18 protein-coding genes, 2 tRNA genes and 1 pseudogene are annotated in these 20,187 nt (G+C 49.1%); 15 read left to right on the top strand and 6 right to left on the bottom strand.

The window, feature by feature from the left end:
- Window positions 1-545: 545 nt before the first annotated feature.
- The 3 genes from TOCE_RS09135 to hflX all read right to left on the bottom strand — a co-directional run bounded on the left by TOCE_RS09135 (window position 546) and on the right by hflX (window position 2,002).
- Window positions 546-621: transfer RNA gene (locus tag TOCE_RS09135), tRNA-Glu, on the bottom strand.
- Between the two features lies 1 nt (window position 622).
- A tRNA-Gln gene (locus tag TOCE_RS09130) sits at window positions 623-696 on the bottom strand.
- A 52-nt stretch (window positions 697-748) separates the two neighbouring features.
- Window positions 749-2,002: a GTPase HflX gene (gene hflX, locus TOCE_RS09125; protein ID WP_013276564.1), complete on the bottom strand. Its 1,254-nt coding sequence runs from the start codon at window positions 2,000-2,002 to the stop codon at window positions 749-751.
- Window positions 2,003-2,127: 125 nt separating this feature from the next.
- Here hflX and fba point away from each other — a divergent pair, with 125 nt between their 5' ends.
- The 3 genes from fba to murJ are packed head-to-tail and all read left to right on the top strand — an operon-like array spanning window position 2,128 to window position 5,618.
- The gene (gene fba / locus TOCE_RS09120; RefSeq protein ID WP_013276563.1) at window positions 2,128-3,057 is read left to right on the top strand and encodes a class II fructose-1,6-bisphosphate aldolase; all 930 of its coding nucleotides are present in this window, start codon (window positions 2,128-2,130) and stop codon (window positions 3,055-3,057) included.
- Between the two features lie 32 nt (window positions 3,058-3,089).
- Window positions 3,090-4,046, top strand: a complete 957-nt coding sequence (locus TOCE_RS09115; RefSeq protein ID WP_013276562.1) for an ROK family protein — start codon at window positions 3,090-3,092, stop codon at window positions 4,044-4,046.
- 6 nt (window positions 4,047-4,052) lie between these two features.
- On the top strand, window positions 4,053-5,618 hold the full coding sequence (gene murJ / locus TOCE_RS09110) for a murein biosynthesis integral membrane protein MurJ (protein WP_013276561.1): 1,566 nt from the start codon (window positions 4,053-4,055) through the stop codon (window positions 5,616-5,618).
- 5 nt (window positions 5,619-5,623) lie between these two features.
- Here the strand turns inward: murJ and TOCE_RS09105 are convergent, their stop codons facing one another.
- Window positions 5,624-6,523 carry a PucR family transcriptional regulator gene (locus TOCE_RS09105; RefSeq protein WP_013276560.1) on the bottom strand — a complete coding sequence of 300 codons (900 nt, stop codon included), beginning with the start codon at window positions 6,521-6,523 and terminating at the stop codon, window positions 5,624-5,626.
- Between the two features lie 83 nt (window positions 6,524-6,606).
- Complete coding sequence (locus TOCE_RS09100) at window positions 6,607-7,716, bottom strand: ABC transporter ATP-binding protein (protein WP_013276559.1); 1,110 nt, start codon at window positions 7,714-7,716, stop codon at window positions 6,607-6,609.
- Window positions 7,717-7,933: 217 nt separating this feature from the next.
- Here TOCE_RS09100 and TOCE_RS09095 point away from each other — a divergent pair, with 217 nt between their 5' ends.
- From TOCE_RS09095 to lepB, 12 genes and pseudogenes are all read left to right on the top strand, one after another.
- Window positions 7,934-8,617, top strand: coding sequence for a helix-turn-helix transcriptional regulator (locus TOCE_RS09095; protein ID WP_013276558.1), 684 nt, complete (start codon window positions 7,934-7,936; stop codon window positions 8,615-8,617).
- Window positions 8,618-8,656: 39 nt separating this feature from the next.
- The gene (locus TOCE_RS09090) at window positions 8,657-9,034 is read left to right on the top strand and encodes a RidA family protein (protein WP_013276557.1); all 378 of its coding nucleotides are present in this window, start codon (window positions 8,657-8,659) and stop codon (window positions 9,032-9,034) included.
- 37 nt (window positions 9,035-9,071) lie between these two features.
- Window positions 9,072-10,280 (top strand): threonine ammonia-lyase, encoded by a 1,209-nt coding sequence (gene ilvA, locus TOCE_RS09085; protein WP_013276556.1) that lies wholly within the window; start codon window positions 9,072-9,074, stop codon window positions 10,278-10,280.
- A 50-nt stretch (window positions 10,281-10,330) separates the two neighbouring features.
- The gene (gene sdaAB, locus TOCE_RS09080) at window positions 10,331-10,990 is read left to right on the top strand and encodes an L-serine ammonia-lyase, iron-sulfur-dependent subunit beta (protein ID WP_013276555.1); all 660 of its coding nucleotides are present in this window, start codon (window positions 10,331-10,333) and stop codon (window positions 10,988-10,990) included.
- 12 nt (window positions 10,991-11,002) lie between these two features.
- Window positions 11,003-11,860, top strand: coding sequence for an L-serine ammonia-lyase, iron-sulfur-dependent, subunit alpha (gene sdaAA / locus TOCE_RS09075; protein ID WP_013276554.1), 858 nt, complete (start codon window positions 11,003-11,005; stop codon window positions 11,858-11,860).
- 21 nt (window positions 11,861-11,881) lie between these two features.
- Entirely contained in the window at window positions 11,882-13,060 is a 1,179-nt protein-coding gene (locus TOCE_RS09070) for a dicarboxylate/amino acid:cation symporter (protein ID WP_013276553.1), read from the top strand.
- Between the two features lie 74 nt (window positions 13,061-13,134).
- Window positions 13,135-14,190 carry an S-methyl-5-thioribose-1-phosphate isomerase gene (gene mtnA, locus TOCE_RS09065; RefSeq protein ID WP_013276552.1) on the top strand — a complete coding sequence of 352 codons (1,056 nt, stop codon included), beginning with the start codon at window positions 13,135-13,137 and terminating at the stop codon, window positions 14,188-14,190.
- Window positions 14,191-14,321: 131 nt separating this feature from the next.
- Window positions 14,322-15,404 (top strand): mannose-1-phosphate guanylyltransferase, encoded by a 1,083-nt coding sequence (locus TOCE_RS09060; RefSeq protein ID WP_013276551.1) that lies wholly within the window; start codon window positions 14,322-14,324, stop codon window positions 15,402-15,404.
- 32 nt (window positions 15,405-15,436) lie between these two features.
- Window positions 15,437-16,551: pseudogene (locus TOCE_RS12950) on the top strand (CapA family protein).
- Window positions 16,552-16,641: 90 nt separating this feature from the next.
- Window positions 16,642-18,075: an MFS transporter gene (locus TOCE_RS09050; protein WP_013276550.1), complete on the top strand. Its 1,434-nt coding sequence runs from the start codon at window positions 16,642-16,644 to the stop codon at window positions 18,073-18,075.
- A gap of 166 nt (window positions 18,076-18,241) precedes the next feature.
- Window positions 18,242-18,970 carry an N-acetylmuramoyl-L-alanine amidase gene (locus TOCE_RS09045; protein WP_013276549.1) on the top strand — a complete coding sequence of 243 codons (729 nt, stop codon included), beginning with the start codon at window positions 18,242-18,244 and terminating at the stop codon, window positions 18,968-18,970.
- Window positions 18,971-19,050: 80 nt separating this feature from the next.
- Complete coding sequence (lepB, locus tag TOCE_RS09040; RefSeq protein ID WP_041423920.1) at window positions 19,051-19,575, top strand: signal peptidase I; 525 nt, start codon at window positions 19,051-19,053, stop codon at window positions 19,573-19,575.
- Between the two features lie 35 nt (window positions 19,576-19,610).
- Here lepB and TOCE_RS09035 read toward each other — a convergent pair whose 3' ends face one another.
- Window positions 19,611-20,165, bottom strand: a complete 555-nt coding sequence (locus tag TOCE_RS09035) for a rubrerythrin family protein (RefSeq protein WP_013276547.1) — start codon at window positions 20,163-20,165, stop codon at window positions 19,611-19,613.
- Window positions 20,166-20,187: the final 22 nt, after the last annotated feature.

Raw genomic sequence — 20,187 nt, 5'->3', positions numbered from 1 at the left:
ACTTTATATGGTCTGTCAAAAAAAGTTGCGGGAGTGCGCCTCATAGGTACCTACATTGCAATGAAGTATGGATTTTAGGTTATGTTGGTAATATTTTTAGTCTGTCTAGGGTAAAAACCGATGCAAAAATTATTTTTTTTAGACAATAAAGATACTGCTCCAGTGACCGGCTTTTTTCCCAGTTTCCATTTGATTACATAGCTCACACCGGTCTGTAAAATCTTCTACATCTTCGCCTATTATATCGATAGGTCCCATTCTTTTCTTGCATCATCGTAATTCTTACTCAAGCTGTGTTCTAGGAGCCTTTGCCTTACTAATGGGAAATCTCGTTGGTTAAGTTCTTCTTCCTCTTCATAGAAGAACTTAACTTTATCCTTACGCTTGGGATTAAAAAAATTCTTTTTTCCCAATTTGTCGCTCCCTTTTCTTTATTCTTGAGTAAATTTACTCCCGCACTTTGATGTCGGCTATTCTCCAGTTCTAGTGGGATATAAAAAATAATCCAGACTCTATCTGTAGAGTCTGGATAGTTTTCTTTTCTATGGTAGCCCTACGGGGACTCGAACCCCGGTTTCCGCCGTGAGAGGGCGGCGTCCTGGACCACTAGACGATAGGGCCATGGCTGCGGGACCAGGATTCGAACCTGGACAGCATGATCCAGAGTCATGAGTGCTACCGTTACACCATCCCGCAACAACTCGCAAAACATATTTTAGCACATTTGTGTGTATAAGTCAAGACCATTTTAACTGCAGGCGTTTTTTTCCGACAGGTACTTTTTTATTCTCCTCAATAATATAGTATCGATCTTGCCTTCGATTTCTATTCCATCCTGTTTAAATTCCTCCCTTTCCACGAGACTCGTTTCATGAATTTCATCGAGCAGGAATCCGTATTCGTAAGGGATGCACAGCAATGCGTGCTCGCGGGTCTGGGGAAGCAATTGGCATATTTTTTCCCGCAATATGTCGAGGTTGGTTCCGCAGAGGGCTGAAATCTCCACCACGTTCTCTTCACCGGTTATGAGTTCACGGTGGTTTACCCTGTCTATTTTATTCAGAGCCAGTATGGTCGGAATGTTTTCGGCTCCTATTTCCTTCAGCACCGACTTTACGGTTGATATTTCCTCGTCCGCCTTTGGGCTGGAAGCATCGACCACGTGTATCAGCAGGTCTGCTTCCTTCACTTCTTCCAGGGTGGCTTTGAAGGCTTCCACTATTTCGTGGGGGAGTTTTCGTATGAATCCAACTGTATCCGATAAAAGCACCCTTCGACCGTCGGGAAGTAGGAGCGCCCTCGTGGTCGGGTCCAGGGTGTCAAAAAGCCTGTCATTGCTGGAAACCCCGGCTCCCGTAAGGGCATTCATCAGTGTGGATTTTCCTGCATTGGTATAGCCGACAAGACTTATGACCGGGTATTTTCTGGAACTTCTCAGCAGCTTTCTATTTTTCCTAATTCTTTCCAATTCTTTTTTTAAATGGGTGATTCTGCGCCTGATGTGCCTCCGGTCCGTTTCCAACTTTGTCTCGCCGGGGCCCCTCGTGCCGATACCTCCGCCTTCTCTGGAAAGCTCGACGCCTTTGCCTGTGAGCCTGGGCAGCATGTGCTGGAGCTGGGCCAGTTCCACCTGGATCTTGCCTTCTAAGGATCTAGCCCTCTGAGCAAAAATATCCAGCACCAGAGTGGTTCTGTCTATTATCTGAACTCCGATAAGGTTTTCCAGGTTTCGAATCTGAACCGGTGTCAGGTCGTCATCGAAAATAACCGCATTGGCTCCCAGGCCCTCTACCAATTCCGCTATTTCCCGAGCTTTGCCCATACCCAGGTAATAGGCGGGGTCTTTGCTTGCGCGCTTCTGGGTCACCTTTGCTAAGACTTTTGCTCCGGCCGTTTCTGAAAGCAGCGCCAGTTCTTCGAGGGTTTCATCGCAGGATTTATCATCGATTAAACCGGCCAAAATGGCCTCCGTCTTCGGTTTTATGTTTTCATGGGATGGCATTATAAGACGACCTCCCGAAATGCTCTGTGATTTAAATTATATCACTTTCAAACGCCCGGGCGGATATACTTTTTTTGAATTTTGTTATATAATTTTATAGAAAATTTTTGCTGGAGGGGAACTACATGCCGCTTGTAACATCCAGGGAAATGTTCAAAAAAGCTTACGAAGGCGGGTATGCAATAGGTGCTTTCAATGTAAACAACATGGAGATCATTCAGGGGATAGTTGAGGCCGCCAGGGAAGAAAAGGCGCCGCTCATCCTTCAGGTTTCCGCCGGGGCAAGGAAGTATGCGAGGCCCATTTATCTTAAAAAGCTGGTGGAAGCGGCCGTGGAGGATACGGGTATTCCGATAGTGCTTCACCTGGACCACGGCGAGGATTTTGAAATATGTAAAGCCTGTATAGACGACGGCTTTACTTCTGTAATGATTGACGGTTCCAGGCTGCCCTTTGAGGAGAATATCGCCCTCACCAGGAGAGTGGTCGAATACGCCCACGAGAGAGGTGTGGTGGTGGAAGGCGAGCTGGGCAGGCTGGCGGGAGTAGAGGACAATGTAAAGGTGAGCGACCGGGAAGCTACTTTTACGGATCCTGACCAGGCCCTGGAATTCGTCGAGAGGACCGGGGTCGATTCCCTGGCTGTAGCCATCGGAACCAGTCACGGGGCTTATAAATTCAAGGGTGAAGCGTATCTGGATTTTGAAAGGCTCAAAAAGATAACGGAGAAACTGCCCGGGTTCCCATTGGTGCTCCACGGTGCTTCATCAGTGCTGCCCGAGTACGTAGAAATATGTAACAGGTACGGAGGAAATATTCCCGGAGCCCAGGGTGTGCCGGAAGACATGTTGAGGAAGGCCGCTTCCATGGGGGTTTGCAAGATAAACATAGACACCGACTTGAGGCTGGCCATGACCGCCACTATTCGCAGGTATTTTTCTGAAAACCCGTCGGAATTCGACCCGAGAAAATACCTGGGCGAAGCCCGGGAAGCAATCAAGAAAATCGTAAGGCACAAGATGAGAAACGTTCTGGGCTGCAGCGGAAAAATATGATAAAAACACCGGTTGAACGGGAGGAGAATTAAATGAAAAAAATAGCAGTGGGTATTGACCTGGGCGGCACTAAAATCGCCACCTGTGCCATGGACGATGACGGAAACCTCCTTGAGAAGATCGAGCTTCCCACCCTTGCAAAGGAGGGTCCGCAAAAGATTATCATGCGGATGAAGCAGAGCGTTTACGAGATCCTCAAAAGGATTGATTTGTCTTTGTCCGACATAGCGGGCATAGGCATAGGAGTGCCCGGCCCGATGGACGCCAAAAGGGGGCTCGTCAAAAACCCGCCCAACCTTCCGGGGTGGAAGGATATACCGCTGCTTTCGATCATGAAAGAGGAGTTCAATATTCCCGTCATCATGGAAAACGACGCCAACGCAGCGGCGATTGCGGAAAACCTCTTCGGTGCCGGGAAAGGCGTAAAAAACTTTATTTACATAACCATCAGCACCGGTATAGGAGGGGGCGTCATCACCGGCGGCAGGATTTTTAAGGGTGGCGATGGAAACGCCGCGGAAGTGGGCCATGTGACGATAAATTTCGAAGGTCCTGTATGCGGCTGCGGGAACTCGGGCTGCTGGGAAGCGTATGCTTCCGGCACCGCACTGGCGAGGTTCGCCAGGGAAGGCATTTTATCGGGCAGAAAGACCAGGATAACTGATCTTGCCGGACAGGATGAGGTAAGAGCCGAGCACGTTTTCGCTGCTGCCAAAGAAGGGGACGAGTTTGCCAGGGAACTGGTGGAAAAAGAGGGCTTTTACCTGGGGGTGGGGCTGGCAAATGTGGTAAACGCCTATAATCCCGAGCGCATCGCAATCGGCGGCGGACTTACCCACGCCTGGGACATGTTTTATTCTACGATGGTCGAAGTTATGAAAACCAGGGCTCTCCCGGCTAATGTAGAGAATCTTGAGGTGATGAAGGCAAAGCTGGGAACGGATGTGGGCACAATAGGTGCTGCATCGCTGGTTTTCCATAAGGAGTAGATGTAGTTGACTGAAGCGGGCAGGAGTTCTACGGCGGCGGCTCGAGCCGCCGCCGTAATAATGATTGCTACACTTTTGAGCAAGATACTGGGATTTTTTCGGGAACTCTTAATAGGTTCTAAATTCGGTGCAACCAGCGTCACGGACGCATATCTGGTCTCTCTCACGGTTCCAGCGGTTCTTTTTGCCACGGTGGCCGGAGCCCTTTCAACTTCTTTTATCCCGGTATATTCGGAGATCGAAGCGAAAAAGGGCAGGGAGAGGGCCGTAGGCTTTGCTGGAAATCTTTTCAACGTCATACTGATCGTTTCCCTTATGTTCAGCCTTTTCGGCGCTGTTTTCTCAAGATTGCTGGTAAAGCTGGTGGCCATGGGGTTTTCCGGGGAGACTCTGGAAATGGCGGCGGCCTTCACCCGGATTACTATGTTTATGAGTGCCTTCGTGGCTCTGGCCAACGTATTGACCGGCTACCTTCAGTCCAACCGCGAGTTTACCGTTCCAGCCGTTATAGGAATACCTTATAACGTTATAATAATTTCGGCGCTGCTTTTCAGCGAGGTTCTGGGTATTTGGGGTCTCGTGGTCGCTACGGTGGTTGCAGCTGCTTTCCAGGTGCTGATTCAGTTGCCGGCCGCCGTGAAAAAAGGGTTTAAATTCACCCCCGGGATCGATTTTGCCGACGAAGACCTGAAGCGCATGGGCATTCTGATCATACCCGTCGTCCTTGGGACGGGGGTGAGTCAGTTGAACGTGCTGGTGGACAGGATGCTGGCATCGAGCTTGGAGGAGGGAACCATAGCGGCGCTGAACTTTGCCAGCCGCCTGAACGGTTTCGTCTACGGCATATTCACCCTTTCGGTGGCCACCGTCATTTATCCTTCGCTCTCGCGCCTCTCGGCCGAGGGCGATATGGAGGGATTCAAGAGGACTCTGGGGCGGGCTCTGGGTTTTGTGATCGCCATAGTCATGCCATTGAGTGCCGGCGCCATGGTTCTAAGGGTACCGATAGTCAGGTTCCTGTTTGAAAGGGGAGCCTTCGACTCTAGAGCCACCTTCATGACGGCTACAGCGCTGCTTTATTTCTCCGCAGGCATGGTGGGTTTCGGGCTCAGGGACGTTTTGAGCAGGGCCTTTTATTCCCTCAGGGATACGGCCACTCCCATGGTCAACGGGGCCGTAGCTGTGGGGATAAACGTAGTATTGAACCTCATACTGGTAAAATTTATGGGTCTGGGAGGTCTTGCCCTGGCTACCAGTATTTCCGCGCTGGCGGGTACCGCCATGCTCTTTTACAGCTTGCGGAGAAAAATCGGCCCTTTGGGTGGCCGAAGGATTCTGATGAGTTTTGTAAAATCCATAGCGGCATGTGCCGTCATGAGCGCCGCGGTACACAACGTATACGGCATGATGAGTAATGTGTTCGTTCCACGAGCCCTGGTGTATCAGGCCCTGGACCTGGGGGTTTCCGTATTGGCCGGAGTCTTAGTTTACTTGACCATAGTTCTGATCCTGAGGATGGACGATGTGGTATGGGCAGCAAAGGCTTTTATTACAGCAAGGTTTAAAAGATAGGGGATTTATTGCTGAAACTCGTTCAGCGCGAGGAAAATCTCCATTTTTACGGCATCCTTGAATTTTCTTATGTCGAGGCCGGTCTGGGAGGAGATTTTATCCAGCCTGTACATCAGCGTATTTCGGTGGATGTAGAGCTTTCGGGCGGCCATTGCCAGGTTTAGGTTGCAGTCGATCACGGTCCTTATGGTTTTAATGGCCTCTTCGTCGAGAAATTGGATTTTTCTTCTCATTTCCATCATGAACTCCCGGCGGCTTTCGTCGGGCAGCGACGCCAGCAGCCTTTCCAGGGCCATCTCCGGGTAATAGAGCACACCGGTTTTGATGAAGGGAGCGAATTTAAGGGCTTTAACAGCGTCCCGGTAGAGCGCCGGAAGCTCTTGGGGCACCCGGGCAATGCCTCCTATGCATATCAGAGTCTTTGAAGAAACCTCTTCGGCCAGAGTCTGGTACAGGGCCCGGGAGGTTTCCTTGAGCTCGTCCAGATCCGCTGCCGGTATGATGAAGATAAAAGCTTCGCCGGTTTTAGCAAGCAGCGCTTCGTCAAAAAGGCTTTCGATAAAGGGCTCCGGTTCAAAGGAACCCGACGATTTTATAAGTATAAGGCCGCAGGGACAGGGCAGGTCTTCGATGATATCCCCTTTTCCATCAAGAAAAGCCATCAGCTTTTCCGAAAACCTGCGGTTTACGAGCTCTTCCAGCAGCAGAGAAAAATCGACAAGCTGCTCCCGTGCAAGTTCGGCTACCAGCACGTATTCCGAGCCGCACAGTTTTACTGTGCATCTTGCCGGTTTTTCCACGAGTTTTTCCTGCAGCACGCAACGCCCCTTCTTATCCAGGATTGCAAAGGGTGTTTTCAGCCGCTTTTTTAGTTCCAAAAGGATTTCCGCAATTGCCTTTTGCATATATACCACCAGTGATAATCATATCATAACATTGGAAAAAAGTAAGCAGCCCCTGAGCATAAGAAATGCCAGGGGCTTTTTCATCACTCCATTATCCTTTTTGTCGTCACCCTGTCGAAAAGGTGAAGTTTATTCATATCGAACCCTATTTTTATCCTATCGCCGGGCCGGGCGTTGCTCCTAGGATCGACTCTGGCCGTCAGGGACTTGTCTTGGAAGTTCAGGTAAAGGTAAGTTTCTGAGCCCATGAGCTCGACCACGTCAACGTTCACCTCAAAGCAGTATTCCGGAAAGTAATCGAGGAAAGCCGGTTCGTCGTGGATGTCTTCGGGTCTGATGCCCATCACGACCTCTTTGCCGATGTAAGAGGGGTCTATTTTCTTTTTCACACCTTCGGGTATCAAAAGTTTCGTATTGCCAAAGTTTATATAGACCTTATCCCCTTCGCCGGAAAGATGTCCTTCCAAAAAGTTCATCTGGGGGCTTCCGATGAAACCGGCAACAAAGATATTGGCCGGATGGTCGTAAATCCTCTTGGGTGTATCCACCTGCTGGATGAGCCCGTCTTTCATGACCACTATCCTGTCCCCCATGGTCATGGCCTCCGTCTGGTCGTGGGTGACGTATATAAAAGTGGTCTGCAGCCTCTGGTGCAGTTTTTGTAGTTCAGTCCTCATCTGAACCCTGAGCTTGGCGTCGAGGTTGGACAGCGGTTCGTCCATGAGAAATACCTTGGGTTCACGCACAATGGCTCTTCCTAAGGCTACGCGCTGCCTCTGACCCCCCGACAGAGCTTTGGGTTTCCTATTGAGCAGTTCCTCAATTCCGAGGATCATCGCGGCCTCCCTTACCTTCCTGTCGATTTCGGCCTTCGGCACCTTTCTGAGCTTCAGCCCGAACGCCATATTATCGTACACGCTCATGTGGGGATAGAGGGCATAGTTCTGGAAAACCATGGCGATATCCCGGTCCTTCGGAGGCACGTCGTTCACCAGACGGTCTCCTATGTAAAGTTCTCCGGAAGAAATTTCCTCAAGGCCCGCCACCATCCTGAGGGTTGTTGATTTACCGCACCCCGAAGGACCTACCAGCACCACGAACTCCTTATCGGCTATTTCCAGATTGAAATCGGTTACCGCCTTGAATCCACCGGGGTAAACCTTATTTACATTTTTAAAGACTACGCTGGCCATTATCTCCCCTCCCTACCTTTTTATCAATAATATATTACACCTTTGAGGGGCCTGCATAAATTGACAGGTCGTACGAAAATGTAGGTGAAAATATTTACATTTTAACCAAAAAATTTTTTTGCAAAAATAAATATTACACCATAATAAAAATTTTTTTATCATAAGGAGGATTTTTTTATATGATGTAGAATATTATATCGGGAAGGATGTTTATAATATGGAAAAGAAGAAAAGAGATCTTTTAAAAACCTACATCCCCCTGGTGGATTTCATCGCCGGCATTGTCGGCCCCTTCTGCGAAGTGGTGCTGCACGATGTAAGCAATGTGGAGTCATCCATAGTAGCCATTAAAAACAACCATATAAGCGGCCGGCAAGTCGGCGGGCCCCTTACTGACCTGGGGTTGAAACTCTTAAAGGAAAAGGCTTATGTGGAGAAAGACTACCTCTTAAATTACCCGGGAAAGACGAAGGATGGAAAGGTCCTGCGCTCCTCCACCTTTTTCATAAAAGACGAAGATGGCGATATAGCCGGAATGTTGTGCGTCAACATGGACCTGAGCGCCGCCTATGCGGCAAAGCGCTTTATAGAAGATTTCATAATGAATATAAACGGGGAGCCCCAGGATCAAAGCACATATAAAGAAGACAGGAAAGAGGTACCGGAAAACCTGACTCTTTCCCTGGAAGAGTTAATGCGCTCGATAATTGAAAATACGGTGGCAGAAGTCAACGTACCCCCGGAGCGTATGTCCCCCGAAGAAAAGATGGGGGTTGTCCATAAGTTGAGCGAAAAGGGAGTATTTTTGCTTAAAGGTGCAATCGCCGAGGTGGCAAGGCACCTAAAGACATCGGAAAACACCATTTACCGCTACCTTAGCAGGAAGAACAGCGATCTCTAATCATATATTAATAAATTTATGAAGGAAGGAGAAGATAAAATGAAAAAAGTGATCAAAACCGACATGGCTCCGAAAGCCATAGGACCCTATTCACAGGCCGTCATGGTCGGAGATTTCTTATTTGCCTCCGGTCAGATTGCCATAAACCCTGCCACCGGAGAAATAGTTGAGGGCGGCATCGAAGCCCAGACCCGGCAGGTAATGGAAAACGTGAAAAACATACTCAAGGCGGCCAACATGGATTTCAGCAATGTGGTCAAGACCACGGTATTCATCACCAATATGGACGATTTTGCTAAAGTAAACGAAATTTACGCCGAATACTTTAGCGAAAACCCACCAGCCCGGTCCTGCGTCGAGGTGAGCAGACTGCCGAAAGGGGTACTCATAGAGGTTGAGGTAATAGCGCACAGGTAACCGAGCCTGTGCGTTTAATATGAGGAGGTAAATAAAATTGAAAGTAACTCTGGAAGATATAAGGGAAGCCAGGGAAGTTCTGAAAAACGTGGCATACAAGACAGGTTTGGTACACAACACCACTTTGAGTGAGATGACCGGCAACCATGTATACCTGAAGATGGAAAACCTTCAGAAGACCGGTTCCTTTAAACTGAGGGGTGCTTACAACAAGATAGCCCACCTGACCGAGGAGGAAAAGAAAAGAGGTGTTATCGCCTCATCGGCTGGCAACCACGCCCAGGGGGTTGCCTTAGGGGCTACGTCATACGGCATAAAATCCACGATAGTTATGCCCAAACACGCCCCCTTGTCCAAAGTTTCCGCCACGAGAAAGTATGGCGCTGGAGTGGTGCTGCACGGCAGTGTGTACGACGAGGCCTACGCCATGGCCAAAAAGATCCAGGAGGAAACCGGAGCGACTTTCATCCACCCGTTTAACGACCCGCTTGTAATAGCCGGCCAGGGTACCATCGGGCTTGAGATAATTGAAGACCTGCCCGAGACCGATGTAATTGTAGTGCCCATCGGAGGTGGGGGCTTAATATCGGGTGTTGCCATCGCGGCAAAAAGCTTGAAACCAGATGTCAAGGTGATAGGGGTCCAGACCAGCAATATGCCGTCCATGGCCGTATCGATTTCAAAAAAGGCCATAACTACGGTAGAGGGAGTGCCTACCATCGCCGACGGTATAGCGGTTAAAACGCCGGGAGACCTGACCTTCGAAATCGTAAAAGAGTACGTCGACGACATAGTTACGGTGGATGAAGACGAAATCGCCAACGCCATACTTCTCCTGCTGGAAAGGGCCAAGGTGGTTTCCGAAGGGGCAGGAGCGGTAGCAGTAGCGGCTATACTGAACCGCCTGAACAATATAAAGGATAAGAGGATAGTGGCTGTGGTAAGCGGTGGCAACATCGACGTAAATATCCTGGCAAGGGTCATTGATAAGGGACTCGTGAAGAGTGGGCGGAAAATATTTGTCGACACTTTCCTGCCTGATAAGCCCGGAACCTTATGTACACTTTTAAACCTTGTAGCCGGAACTGGTGCTAACGTGCTTTCAGTTACCCACAGCAGATCTGACAAAGACGTGCCCATAGGTTATGCAAAGGTGGAGCTGGAACTGGAGACGGCGGACGAAGAGCACGTTCAGAGGATAAAAGATGTGCTTGAAAAGCACAATTATAGCATAAATATCCTATAAAATATTGCCGCAAAGGAGGGATATCGGGGGGATTTAAGGGGTGATAAAGTTTGAATCTGTTTGACATCATAGGACCTGTGATGATAGGCCCTTCCAGCTCCCACACGGCCGGAGCCGTGAGACTGGGGAATATGGCAAGGAATATTCTGGGAGAAGAACCGAGAAGGGCCCGGATAGTAGTTTATAATTCCTTCGCAAAAACGGGCCGCGGTCACGGCACAGACAAAGCCCTGATCGCGGGCCTTTTAGGGTTTGCTCCCGATGACGAGCGGATAAGAACCTCCTTCGAGGAGGCAGGAAAAAGGGGATTGGTTTACGAACTGGTAGCCGGCGAAGACGATGATAGCCTGCATCCCAATACGGCCCTGTTCGTGCTGGAAGGCAATACCCGAAAAACCGAGGTGGCCGGCTGTTCCATCGGCGGCGGCCGGGTCAAGATTACGGCTATCGACGGGTTTGAAGTGGATTTTTCGGGAGAATATCCAACCATTATTACCGTTCACAGGGACAGGCCCGGCATAGTAGCCCGAGTTACGACACACCTGGCGGAAAAGGGGTTCAATATCGCCCAGATGAGGGTTTCGAGAAAGACAAAGGGTGAACAAGCACTGATGATCATAGAAACCGACGAGCCGTTACCCGAAGGAATAAAAGAGGTTCTTGAAAGCATTGAAGACATATACCGGATATTGATAATATTACCAGCGTAAAGGTGGAAAAGTATGATAAGATCTATAGAGGAACTGGTAAAATCGGCGGAAAAAAGAGGCTGTAAGATATCCACCGTAGTCAGAGAACTGGAGGCAAAATATACTGGCAGTACCGAAGAGGAACTCTTTAAGAAGATGAGGTCTTATTTTGATGTTATGAAGGAAGCCGCAAATCGGGGGGTGGCCGCTGAAATCCGCTCAATAAGCGGCATCACGGGCGGAGAAGGCAGGAAAATGTGGAATGCCGCAGGTTCGGCTCTCGCGGGCAGTACCGTGGCGAAGGCTGCCGCAAGGGCCATGGCGGTATCCAACGTGAACGCTTCCATGGGGAAGATCGTGGCCGCTCCTACGGCTGGTTCCTGCGGTATACTGCCCGGATCTGTTTTGACGGTAGGAGAAAAGCTGGGAAAAAGCGATGACGAAATTGTGGACAGCCTTTTCACCGCCGCCGCAGTGGGAAGGATAATAGCCCTAAATGCCACCATCGCCGGTGCCGAAGGAGGCTGCCAGGCGGAGTGCGGTGCCGCTTCCGCCATGGCCGCTGCCGCCGTCGTTGAGCTGGCGGGGGGAAGCCCAAGACAGGCTGCTCATGCGGTTGCCATGGCGTTGAAGGCAGTGATGGGACTTGTATGCGATCCCGTGGCAGGCCTGGTGGAGGTGCCCTGCATAAAGCGCAACGCCATGGGGGCTGCTCAAGCCATTCTGGCTGCAGATATGGCTATGGCGGGCATTGAAAGCGTTATTCCCGCCGATGAAGTGATAACAGCCATGAAGGAAGTCGGGCGCATGATGTCCGACAGGTTAAAGGAAACCGCTATGGGCGGGCTCGCCGTAACACCGACGGGCAAAAATTTGAGTGAAAAAATTTAAATCTTTAAAGGAGGTACAGCTATGAAAAGTTTTACTTTGGGGTTGCTGCCAAGGCTTATTATCGCAATTATTCTAGGTATACTCATCGGTTCATTTATGCCAGCCCCGGTTGTTAGAATACTAGCAACTTTTAACTCCATATTCGGAAATTTCCTGGGATTCGTAATACCCCTGATAATAGTCGGATTCGTAGCGCCCGGTATCGCAGAACTCGGCACCGGTGCCGGTAAACTGCTGGGTATAACGACAGCCATAGCTTATCTTTCAACTCTGATAAGCGGGTTTTTCGCCTTTGGGGTTTCCACAACCCTGCTGCCCAGAATCATTCAGGTAAACAGCCAGTTTGCGGCTACCAATCCGGAAGAAGCCCTTTTAAAGCCCTTCTTCACCATAGACATGCCGCCCCTCTTTGGAGTTATGTCAGCCCTGGTCATAGCCTTTATTCTGGGTATAGGAATGGCAGCATTAAAAGAAAAGACCATGTATAATTTTATGTCCGAATTCCAAAAGATCGTCCAGATGGTCATTACTAAGGTTATAATTCCGCTTTTACCTGTTCATATAGCAGGTATATTCGCCAATATGACCCATGCGGGAGAAGTTGCAAGAATTCTGTCGGTGTTCGGCAAGGTGTTCGTAATAGTTATAGCATCACACCTGATCATAATACTATTCCAGTTCACGGTGGCCTGCCTCTACAGCGGGAAGAGCTTGATAAAGGCACTCAAAAACCAGATTCCCGGTTACCTGACAGCCATAGGAACCCAGTCCTCGGCAGCGACCATTCCGGTAAATCTGGAGTGCGCGAGAAACAATGGAGTATCGGAGGGTATAAGGGAATTCGTCGTACCTCTATGCGCCACCATTCATCTTTCCGGCAGCACCATAACGCTGACTACCTGCGCAATTGCGGTAATGATGCTGAACGGTATGCCGGTCACGCTGGCCAAGATGGCAGGATTCATATTAATGCTCGGTGTCACCATGGTAGCCGCTCCGGGCGTACCCGGCGGTGCGGTAATGGCGGCCCTGGGTATTCTCCAGAGCATGCTGGGCTTTAACGAAGCGCAGCTGGCACTCATGATCGCGCTCTATCTGACCCAGGACAGCTTTGGAACAGCGTGCAACGTATCCGGCGACAACGCCATCGCAATTATTGTGGATAAGATAGCCCAGCGCATGAAGTTAAAGGCGGCTTAATTAAAATCATATAACGTATTGCCCTTGTTACCGGCTCCCCGGCATGCTAAAATAGGTGCCGGGGGGTTTTTATTATGTCAAAGACGGGACTTTTGTCATTGATATGGGATGGAGAAAACTTGCTTATGCTCGATCAGAGGCTTTTGCCCGGCAAAATAAAATATAGCAAAAAGACCACCGTGGAAGAGATCTGGGATAGCATAAAGACCCTGGAAGTCAGGGGCGCTCCCGCTATTGGAGTCGCGGCGGCCTACGGGTTTTATTTTGCCGCCAGAGAGGCTCCGGATACCGATTTTGAATCCTTCTGGAAATACGTCAAGGAGAAATCGGATTACCTGGCATCCTCAAGGCCAACAGCGGTTAACCTGTTCTGGGCGCTTTCCCGGATGGAGAAAAAGGTTCTGGATTCAAGACACCTTCCGGTTTCTGAAATAAGAAGACTTGTAAGAGAGGAAGCCGAGGCGATCCACAGGGAGGACGAGGAGATCTGCCGTAAAATCGGAGAATACGGTTTGACCCTGCTTCGGGACGGTGCCGGCGTTCTTACCCACTGCAATGCGGGACAGCTCGCCACAGCCCGTTACGGAACGGCTACTGCCCCGATATATCTGGCTCATGAAAAAGGTTGGAAAATCAGGGTATTTGCTGATGAGACCAGGCCGGTAAATCAGGGCTCCCGCCTAACAGCCCTCGAGCTGAAGGAAGCGGGCATAGACGTGACGCTTATATGCGATAACATGGCGGCGATGGTTATGTCTAAGGGCTGGGTTGATGCGGTCATCGTGGGGTGCGACAGGGTTGCGGCCAACGGTGATACCGCCAACAAGATAGGTACCCTCGGCCTTTCGATACTGGCAAAATACTACGGAATACCCTTTTACGTGGCGGCTCCGACTCCGACTATCGACCTCGATACGAAGAGCGGTGAGCACATACCGATCGAGGAGAGGGATCCCGATGAAGTAACGTGCAGTTTCGGTAAGAGGACTGCTCCTGAAGGTATTAAGGTCTACAATCCGGCTTTTGACGTCACGCCGGCCGAGAATATTACGGCCTTTATAACCGAAAAGGGTATCATATACCCGCCCTATGAGGAAAATATTAAAAATTTGTTTAATCAGAAAAAGTAGCACAAAGACCTCACGGAGGTCTTTTTTTTCCTGCTTTTTCTATGATATATTAATAATAAGGGGCGATATGCCGGTAATTTCTGGGTAGAATATATTTATTATATTTACGACGTTTATAGGGGGGGTACGTTATGGAAAGATACGGGGTTATAATGGCGGGAGGCGGTGGAACCCGTTTCTGGCCCTTAAGCCGTACGTCTACTCCCAAACAGTTTCTTAACATAACCGGCGAAGACACGATGATAAACGATACCATAAAGAGAATAAAGGACCTCATTCCGCCCGAGCGGATTCTGATCGTTACCAATAAAGCTCAGGAAAAAATGTTAAAACAGGTGGTTTCGGACGAGATTCCGCAGGAAAACATCCTGCTGGAACCCGTAAGCAGAAATACCGCAGCCTGTATCGCTTATGCTTCTCTCGTAATAAAAAAAAGAAGCGGTGACGCGGTGATGGGCGTTTTCCCTTCCGATCATTACATAAAAAACACCCATGAATTTCAGAGAGTTTTAAATGCTGCTTTTAGCCTTGCAGAGAACTCTGAAAAAATGATAACCATGGGCATAACGCCTACCTTCCCCTCTACCGGCTACGGTTATATTAATTTCGACAGGGAAAAAAGCATACAGGCGGAAAATAAGACCGCCTATGAAGTAATAGAATTCGTAGAAAAACCCGACGTGCCTAAGGCAAAGGCCTATATAGAGAGCGGAAACTATCTATGGAACAGCGGTATGTTCGTCTGGAAGACTTCGGTAATTTTGTCAAGTTTCGAGCGTTTCCTTCCGAGGCTTTATAACAAACTGGCTGAAGTGGAAGAATACATAGATACCCCCAAAGAAAAAGAAGTCATCGAGAAGGTGTATCCCACCCTGCCCGACATCTCCATAGATTACGGCATAATGGAAAGAGCCGTGGATGTTGCCGTTATCCCGGGGGATTTCGGCTGGAGCGATGTAGGAAGCTGGGATTCGCTAGGCACCGTAATTCCGCCCGATGAAAACGGAAATATTACGCGGGGGGATTACGTCGACATAGGGACCAGGAACAGCATTATATACTCCAGCGGCAGGCTCATCGCCACCGTCGGACTGGAGGATATGATAGTAGTCGAGACCTGCGACGCTATTCTGGTATGCCCCAAGAAAAAAGCCCAGGAAGTTAAAAAAGTCGTGGAGCAGCTCAAAAAAATGGGAAGAGAAGACCTGCTTTAAAACAAAGGGCCCTTTCCCGGGGCCCAAATAATATGCGGGGAATTGTACCGATGAGAAATCTCGTTAAGGTTGCCGCCGTGGTGGTTTTAGCACTTATTGTGATTGCCAGATTAAAATTCGGCGTATCCTGGCGGGATGCGGTCGCGCCGGCGGGCTCCTCGGATGCTGCGAAAGCAGACGGTATAGGGGAAGCCCATAAGGGTGCCGTCGAGAACCCCACCATTACCCTTATAGCGGTGGGCGATGTCATGATGCATATAGGCCAGATATGGTCCGGCTATGATGCGAAAACCAAGCGTTTTGATTATTCGGAGTTTTTCAACGAGGCAAAACACGTTATATCATCGGCCGACCTTTCTATGGCTAATCTCGAGACGACGCTGGCGGGGCAGCGCGTAAATTTACCGGGTATCCCCGGTTCAATAGCCCCGATGAAATTGCCGACGCATTAAAAGACGCGGGTTTTGACGTTATCATGACCGCCAACAACCATTCGCTGGACAGGGGGGAAGAAGGAGTCCCGAGAACTTTAAAGGTGGTCGAGGAAAAGGGTCTCACTCCCGTCGGCATAAATAAATCCCGGGAAGACCAAAAGAACCGTTCTCAAAGAAGTCAACGACGTCAGAATCGCCTTCCTTACCTATACTTACGGCACAAACGGCATCTCACTTCCGAAGGATAAACCTTACCTGGTTAACCTCATAAATCCGGAAATAATGGTTGAGGACATAAAGTCCGCCAGAAGCGGGGCCGATGCAGTGGTGGTGTACCTTCATTTCGGGCAGGAGTACCACCGGCAGCCTTCAACAGAACAAAAAAATTGGCTCACCAACTCATAATCGCAGGAGCCGATCTGATAGCAGCAAGTCATCCTCACGTAATCCAACCGGGCGAATGGGTTGAAGTGGAAGATGCGTCGGGAAAGATTTCGAAAAAATACATAGCCTATTCCCTGGGAAATTTCATTTCGGCGCAAAATTTTCCTCATACCGACGAAGGCGTCATACTTAAGGTAACCCTGGAAAAGGACTTGGAGGAAAACCTGGTATCCGTGGTACGCGTCGAAGAAATTCCAACCTGGATTCATAAATACAGGGAAAAAGGCAGGATGAAGTATTCGGTTAAACTGGGCAAAAAAGAGAAGTGAATTATCCCCTTGCTTAAAGTTGTAGGTTCTGTTTGTTAAAAGTATAAAGAGAATTAAAATAAATACAGTTCCTTCGGGAAGGTGTGAAAAATGCGATTTAACGTAGAAGAAAAGTACAAGATTCTATTTGCGGTGCTGATAGGCAGTATCATGGGCCCCCTTGACGGTAGCGCCGTGAATGTGGCCATGCCCACGCTTTCCACGTTTTTTAATGCGGGTATGACGACCGTTAGCTGGGTATCCATGGCATACCTCTTGGTTTTGAGCGGACTTCTCCTCACCTATGGTAGGCTCGGGGATGTTATAGGATACAAGAAACTTTTTCTCCGGGGAATACTGGTATTTACGGCGGCATCCGCACTCTGTGGGCTGTCGCCCTTTATAGGGTTTTTGATACTGGCGAGGGCTCTTCAGGCAGCCGGAGCGGGAATGATGATGGCCGTGGCCCCCGCTATCATTACCACCACCTTTCCCCGGCGGGAGAGGGGAAAGGCTCTGGGGTTTAATGCCGTCGCAGTAGCAACCGGGATGTCAATAGGTCCTTCTGTAGGGGGATTTCTGCTTAATGCACTGGGCTGGAGGTCAATATTTTTAATAAACATACCTATAGGAATCGGGGGATACCTGTGGGCGAAAAAGGTTCTTCCCGCCGGTCAGAGCCTTAAGCATGCAAAATTTGACGTCCCTGGAGCTGTCTTGGGCCTTTCCTTTTTGACGGCGCTGCTCCTTTACATCAGCAAAGGCCAGGAACTGAGCTGGTCATCGTTATATGCGCGTTCGCTGGTTGTGATATCGCTCGTGTCTTTAGCGGCTTTCGTAATGCACGAAAAAAGAGCAGAAGATCCGATGCTGGACCTGAAGCTCTTCTCCAACCGCACGTTTACCGCCGGGAATTTGAGCTGTCTTCTCAATTTTACAGCCCAGTACATAATGGTTTTCCTGACGCCCTTTTACCTTGACCGTGCGGGTTTTTCACCCAGCCAGGTAGGCGGTATAATGACTGCTTTTCCTTTGACGGTGCTTTTTGTAGCTCCCCTGAGCGGCATGCTGTCCGATAGGTTGGGTTCCTTGCTCCTCAGCACCATGGGTGCTTTTACATGCGCGGCAGCACTTTTTTTAATGGGCGGTCTTGGACTTGACTCCGGTACACCGGATGTGGTCTGGAGGCTGATGCTCTTCGGAATAGGTAACGGGCTTTTTCAGACGCCTAACAACAGTTCCGTTATGGGCAGTGCGCCCATGAACCGCCAGGGAGTGGCGTCAGGTGTGCTGGCCACCATGAGAAACGTGGGTATGGTAGTGGGAGTGGCCGTTGCAAGCGGCTTTTTTTCGGCTCGTAACAGTTACTACATGACGATTCTTCCCTATTCGGGCCAGGCGTTGCTGGACGCTGCTTTTATAAGGGCTTTAAGAGATGCGTATTTTCTGGCGGCGTTTATCGACCTCTTATGCATGCTGGCTTCCTCGGTAAGGGGAAAATCGACTTATAGCGATGAAAATCGAAAAACTGAAAAAAGCCGCTAAGCAGCGCAGAACCCTCTAATTAAAAAATACGGCCTATTACGGCCCATATTTTTTTTAATTCGGAGTGCCGTTGCCGCAAAGATATGCGTAAAAATTTTTGAAAGAGAACTCATATAACTCCCTTTTTGTAAATATTTTAGTAACGAGCGCAAAAAGGGGGATAGTTATGAGTGCATCCTGGTGGAAAATTTTCCGGATTAAGGGTTCTGCAGTTATATTTGTTGTTCTTACGGCGGTAACCTTTTTAATCTTTGGGAGAGCGAACCGGGTACTGCCGGTTTTTTGGGCGCGATCCCCACTGGCCGGTAAAACCGTGGTGATCGACCCGGGTCACGGGGGCATAGACGGGGGGACATATCACAAAGACGGCACTCTTGAAAAGCACATAAACCTTGCGGTGGCCACCAAACTGAAAGGCGTTCTGGAAAAGAGCGGGGCGAAGGTGGTAATGACGCGCACGAAAGACGAATCCCTGGATCACAGGAACAATAAGAGTAATTCCCGCCACAAAAGGGATCTCATCGCAAGGGTGGACATAATCAACGAAGTTAAACCGGACATTTACCTCAGCCTCCACGTAAATGCTGAAAGGGGTTCGCCGGCAACGCGGGGCCCGATGGTCTTTTATTACATAGAAGATGAAGAAAGTAAGAGGCTCGCCGAGTTAATACAAGCTCAACTGGAAGAAGCATATAAATCGGCGGGACAGGAAGTCAGGAAGAGAAGACCTTTCGCCAACTCTTCGCTTTTTTTGCTGTGCAATGCCAGAGTTCCGGGGGTTATAGTAGAACTGGGATTTATGACAAACGCTGCTGACCGGCGGCTTTTGCAAAACGCAGATTTTCAGTATAAACTATCTAGCGCCATCGAACGGGCGCTAAGGGAATATTTTTGATGTTCTTTTTTTATTTTTTTGTGTTATAATAAATAAAGCGTTATAATAAAAAAAAAAGCATTATGTACGCGGGTGATCGAATGAACGACAAACTGAAAAAAGAGATCGTGGATTGGATAAAATCTATAGCCTTTGCGCTGGTCATAGCCCTTGCCATAAGAGCATACATTTTTGAGCCCATGATAGTGCCGACGGGTTCTATGATACCAACTATCAATATCGGCGACAGAATTCTGGTTAATAAATATATTTATAGGTTCGAACCTATAAAGAGGGGAGACATCGTAGTCTTCAAGTACCCGGATGATCCCAGGCAGCCCTATGTCAAACGTGTGATAGGATTGGGCGGCGATGTAGTGGAGATAAGGGACGGGAAGCTGTACATAAACGACAGCCCCGTAGATGAGCCATATATAAACGAGCCCATGATAGGCAGTTACGGGCCTTATAAGGTGCCGGAGGGGCACTATTTCATGATGGGGGATAACAGGAATAATTCTAAAGACAGCAGGTTCTGGGAAAACAAATACCTACCCAGAAAGCTGGTGATCGGGAAGGCCGTATACCGTATATGGCCTCCCGGCAGGATAGGTAGATTAAAATAACAGCCGTGCGAATTCATTCGCACGGCTGTTATTTTTTAAAACGCTTTAAACATTTGCTTACTTGTTCCGCATATCGGACATTTGTCCGGGGCCTCATTCAGGACCGTATAGCCGCACACCGGACAGATATAAACAGCTTTTAATTCTATATCCTTGCCCTGTTTTGCGGCATTCTGGGCATCTTTGAATAGTTTAGCGTGGATTTTCTCTGCTTCCAGCGCGTAATGGAAAGATTTTTCTGCCCCCGTTTCATTCTGGAACCGGGCAGTATTTAGGTAGACGGGATACATCTGCTCTACTTTGTGTAGTTCGCCGTTAATCGCGCCCTGCAGGTTATCAACAGTTTTCCCGACGCCGAAAACGGCACCGGCAGCAACCGTGGCATCGCTTATTCCTCCGTCGAGCTCACGGAAATGATTGTTGGCATGCACTCTTTCGGCATAGGATATAGCTTCAAAGAGTCTCGCGATGTTTTTGAATCCTTCCTTTTCTGCTATCTCCCCCCACAGCAGGTACCTCATGTGAGCCATGCTTTCTCCGCCGTAGGCGGAACGTAGAAAATCCGCAGTCATTGCATTTTTTACGGGCATTTTTATACCTCCTTTAAATTTA

Origin of the sequence: Thermosediminibacter oceani DSM 16646, from assembly GCF_000144645.1 — a bacterium.
GTDB lineage: Bacteria > Bacillota > Thermosediminibacteria > Thermosediminibacterales > Thermosediminibacteraceae > Thermosediminibacter > Thermosediminibacter oceani.
The sequence above is the reverse complement of the archived record's forward strand: the minus strand, read 5'-3'. Positions and strand labels throughout refer to the sequence as shown.

What these genes read in the sequence shown, in the direction of transcription:
- hflX (WP_013276564.1), bottom strand. Translation starts at nt 2,002, where the DNA reads ATGCCATCCCATGAAAACATAAAACCGAAGACGGAGGCCATTTTGGCC.
- fba (WP_013276563.1), top strand. Translation starts at nt 2,128, where the DNA reads ATGCCGCTTGTAACATCCAGGGAAATGTTCAAAAAAGCTTACGAAGGC.
- TOCE_RS09115 (WP_013276562.1), top strand. Translation starts at nt 3,090, where the DNA reads ATGAAAAAAATAGCAGTGGGTATTGACCTGGGCGGCACTAAAATCGCC.
- TOCE_RS09105 (WP_013276560.1), bottom strand. Translation starts at nt 6,523, where the DNA reads ATGCAAAAGGCAATTGCGGAAATCCTTTTGGAACTAAAAAAGCGGCTG.
- TOCE_RS09100 (WP_013276559.1), bottom strand. Translation starts at nt 7,716, where the DNA reads ATGGCCAGCGTAGTCTTTAAAAATGTAAATAAGGTTTACCCCGGTGGA.
- TOCE_RS09095 (WP_013276558.1), top strand. Translation starts at nt 7,934, where the DNA reads ATGGAAAAGAAGAAAAGAGATCTTTTAAAAACCTACATCCCCCTGGTG.
- TOCE_RS09090 (WP_013276557.1), top strand. Translation starts at nt 8,657, where the DNA reads ATGAAAAAAGTGATCAAAACCGACATGGCTCCGAAAGCCATAGGACCC.
- sdaAA (WP_013276554.1), top strand. Translation starts at nt 11,003, where the DNA reads ATGATAAGATCTATAGAGGAACTGGTAAAATCGGCGGAAAAAAGAGGC.
- TOCE_RS09070 (WP_013276553.1), top strand. Translation starts at nt 11,882, where the DNA reads ATGAAAAGTTTTACTTTGGGGTTGCTGCCAAGGCTTATTATCGCAATT.
- mtnA (WP_013276552.1), top strand. Translation starts at nt 13,135, where the DNA reads ATGTCAAAGACGGGACTTTTGTCATTGATATGGGATGGAGAAAACTTG.
- TOCE_RS09060 (WP_013276551.1), top strand. Translation starts at nt 14,322, where the DNA reads ATGGAAAGATACGGGGTTATAATGGCGGGAGGCGGTGGAACCCGTTTC.
- TOCE_RS09050 (WP_013276550.1), top strand. Translation starts at nt 16,642, where the DNA reads ATGCGATTTAACGTAGAAGAAAAGTACAAGATTCTATTTGCGGTGCTG.
- TOCE_RS09045 (WP_013276549.1), top strand. Translation starts at nt 18,242, where the DNA reads ATGAGTGCATCCTGGTGGAAAATTTTCCGGATTAAGGGTTCTGCAGTT.
- lepB (WP_041423920.1), top strand. Translation starts at nt 19,051, where the DNA reads ATGAACGACAAACTGAAAAAAGAGATCGTGGATTGGATAAAATCTATA.
- TOCE_RS09035 (WP_013276547.1), bottom strand. Translation starts at nt 20,165, where the DNA reads ATGCCCGTAAAAAATGCAATGACTGCGGATTTTCTACGTTCCGCCTAC.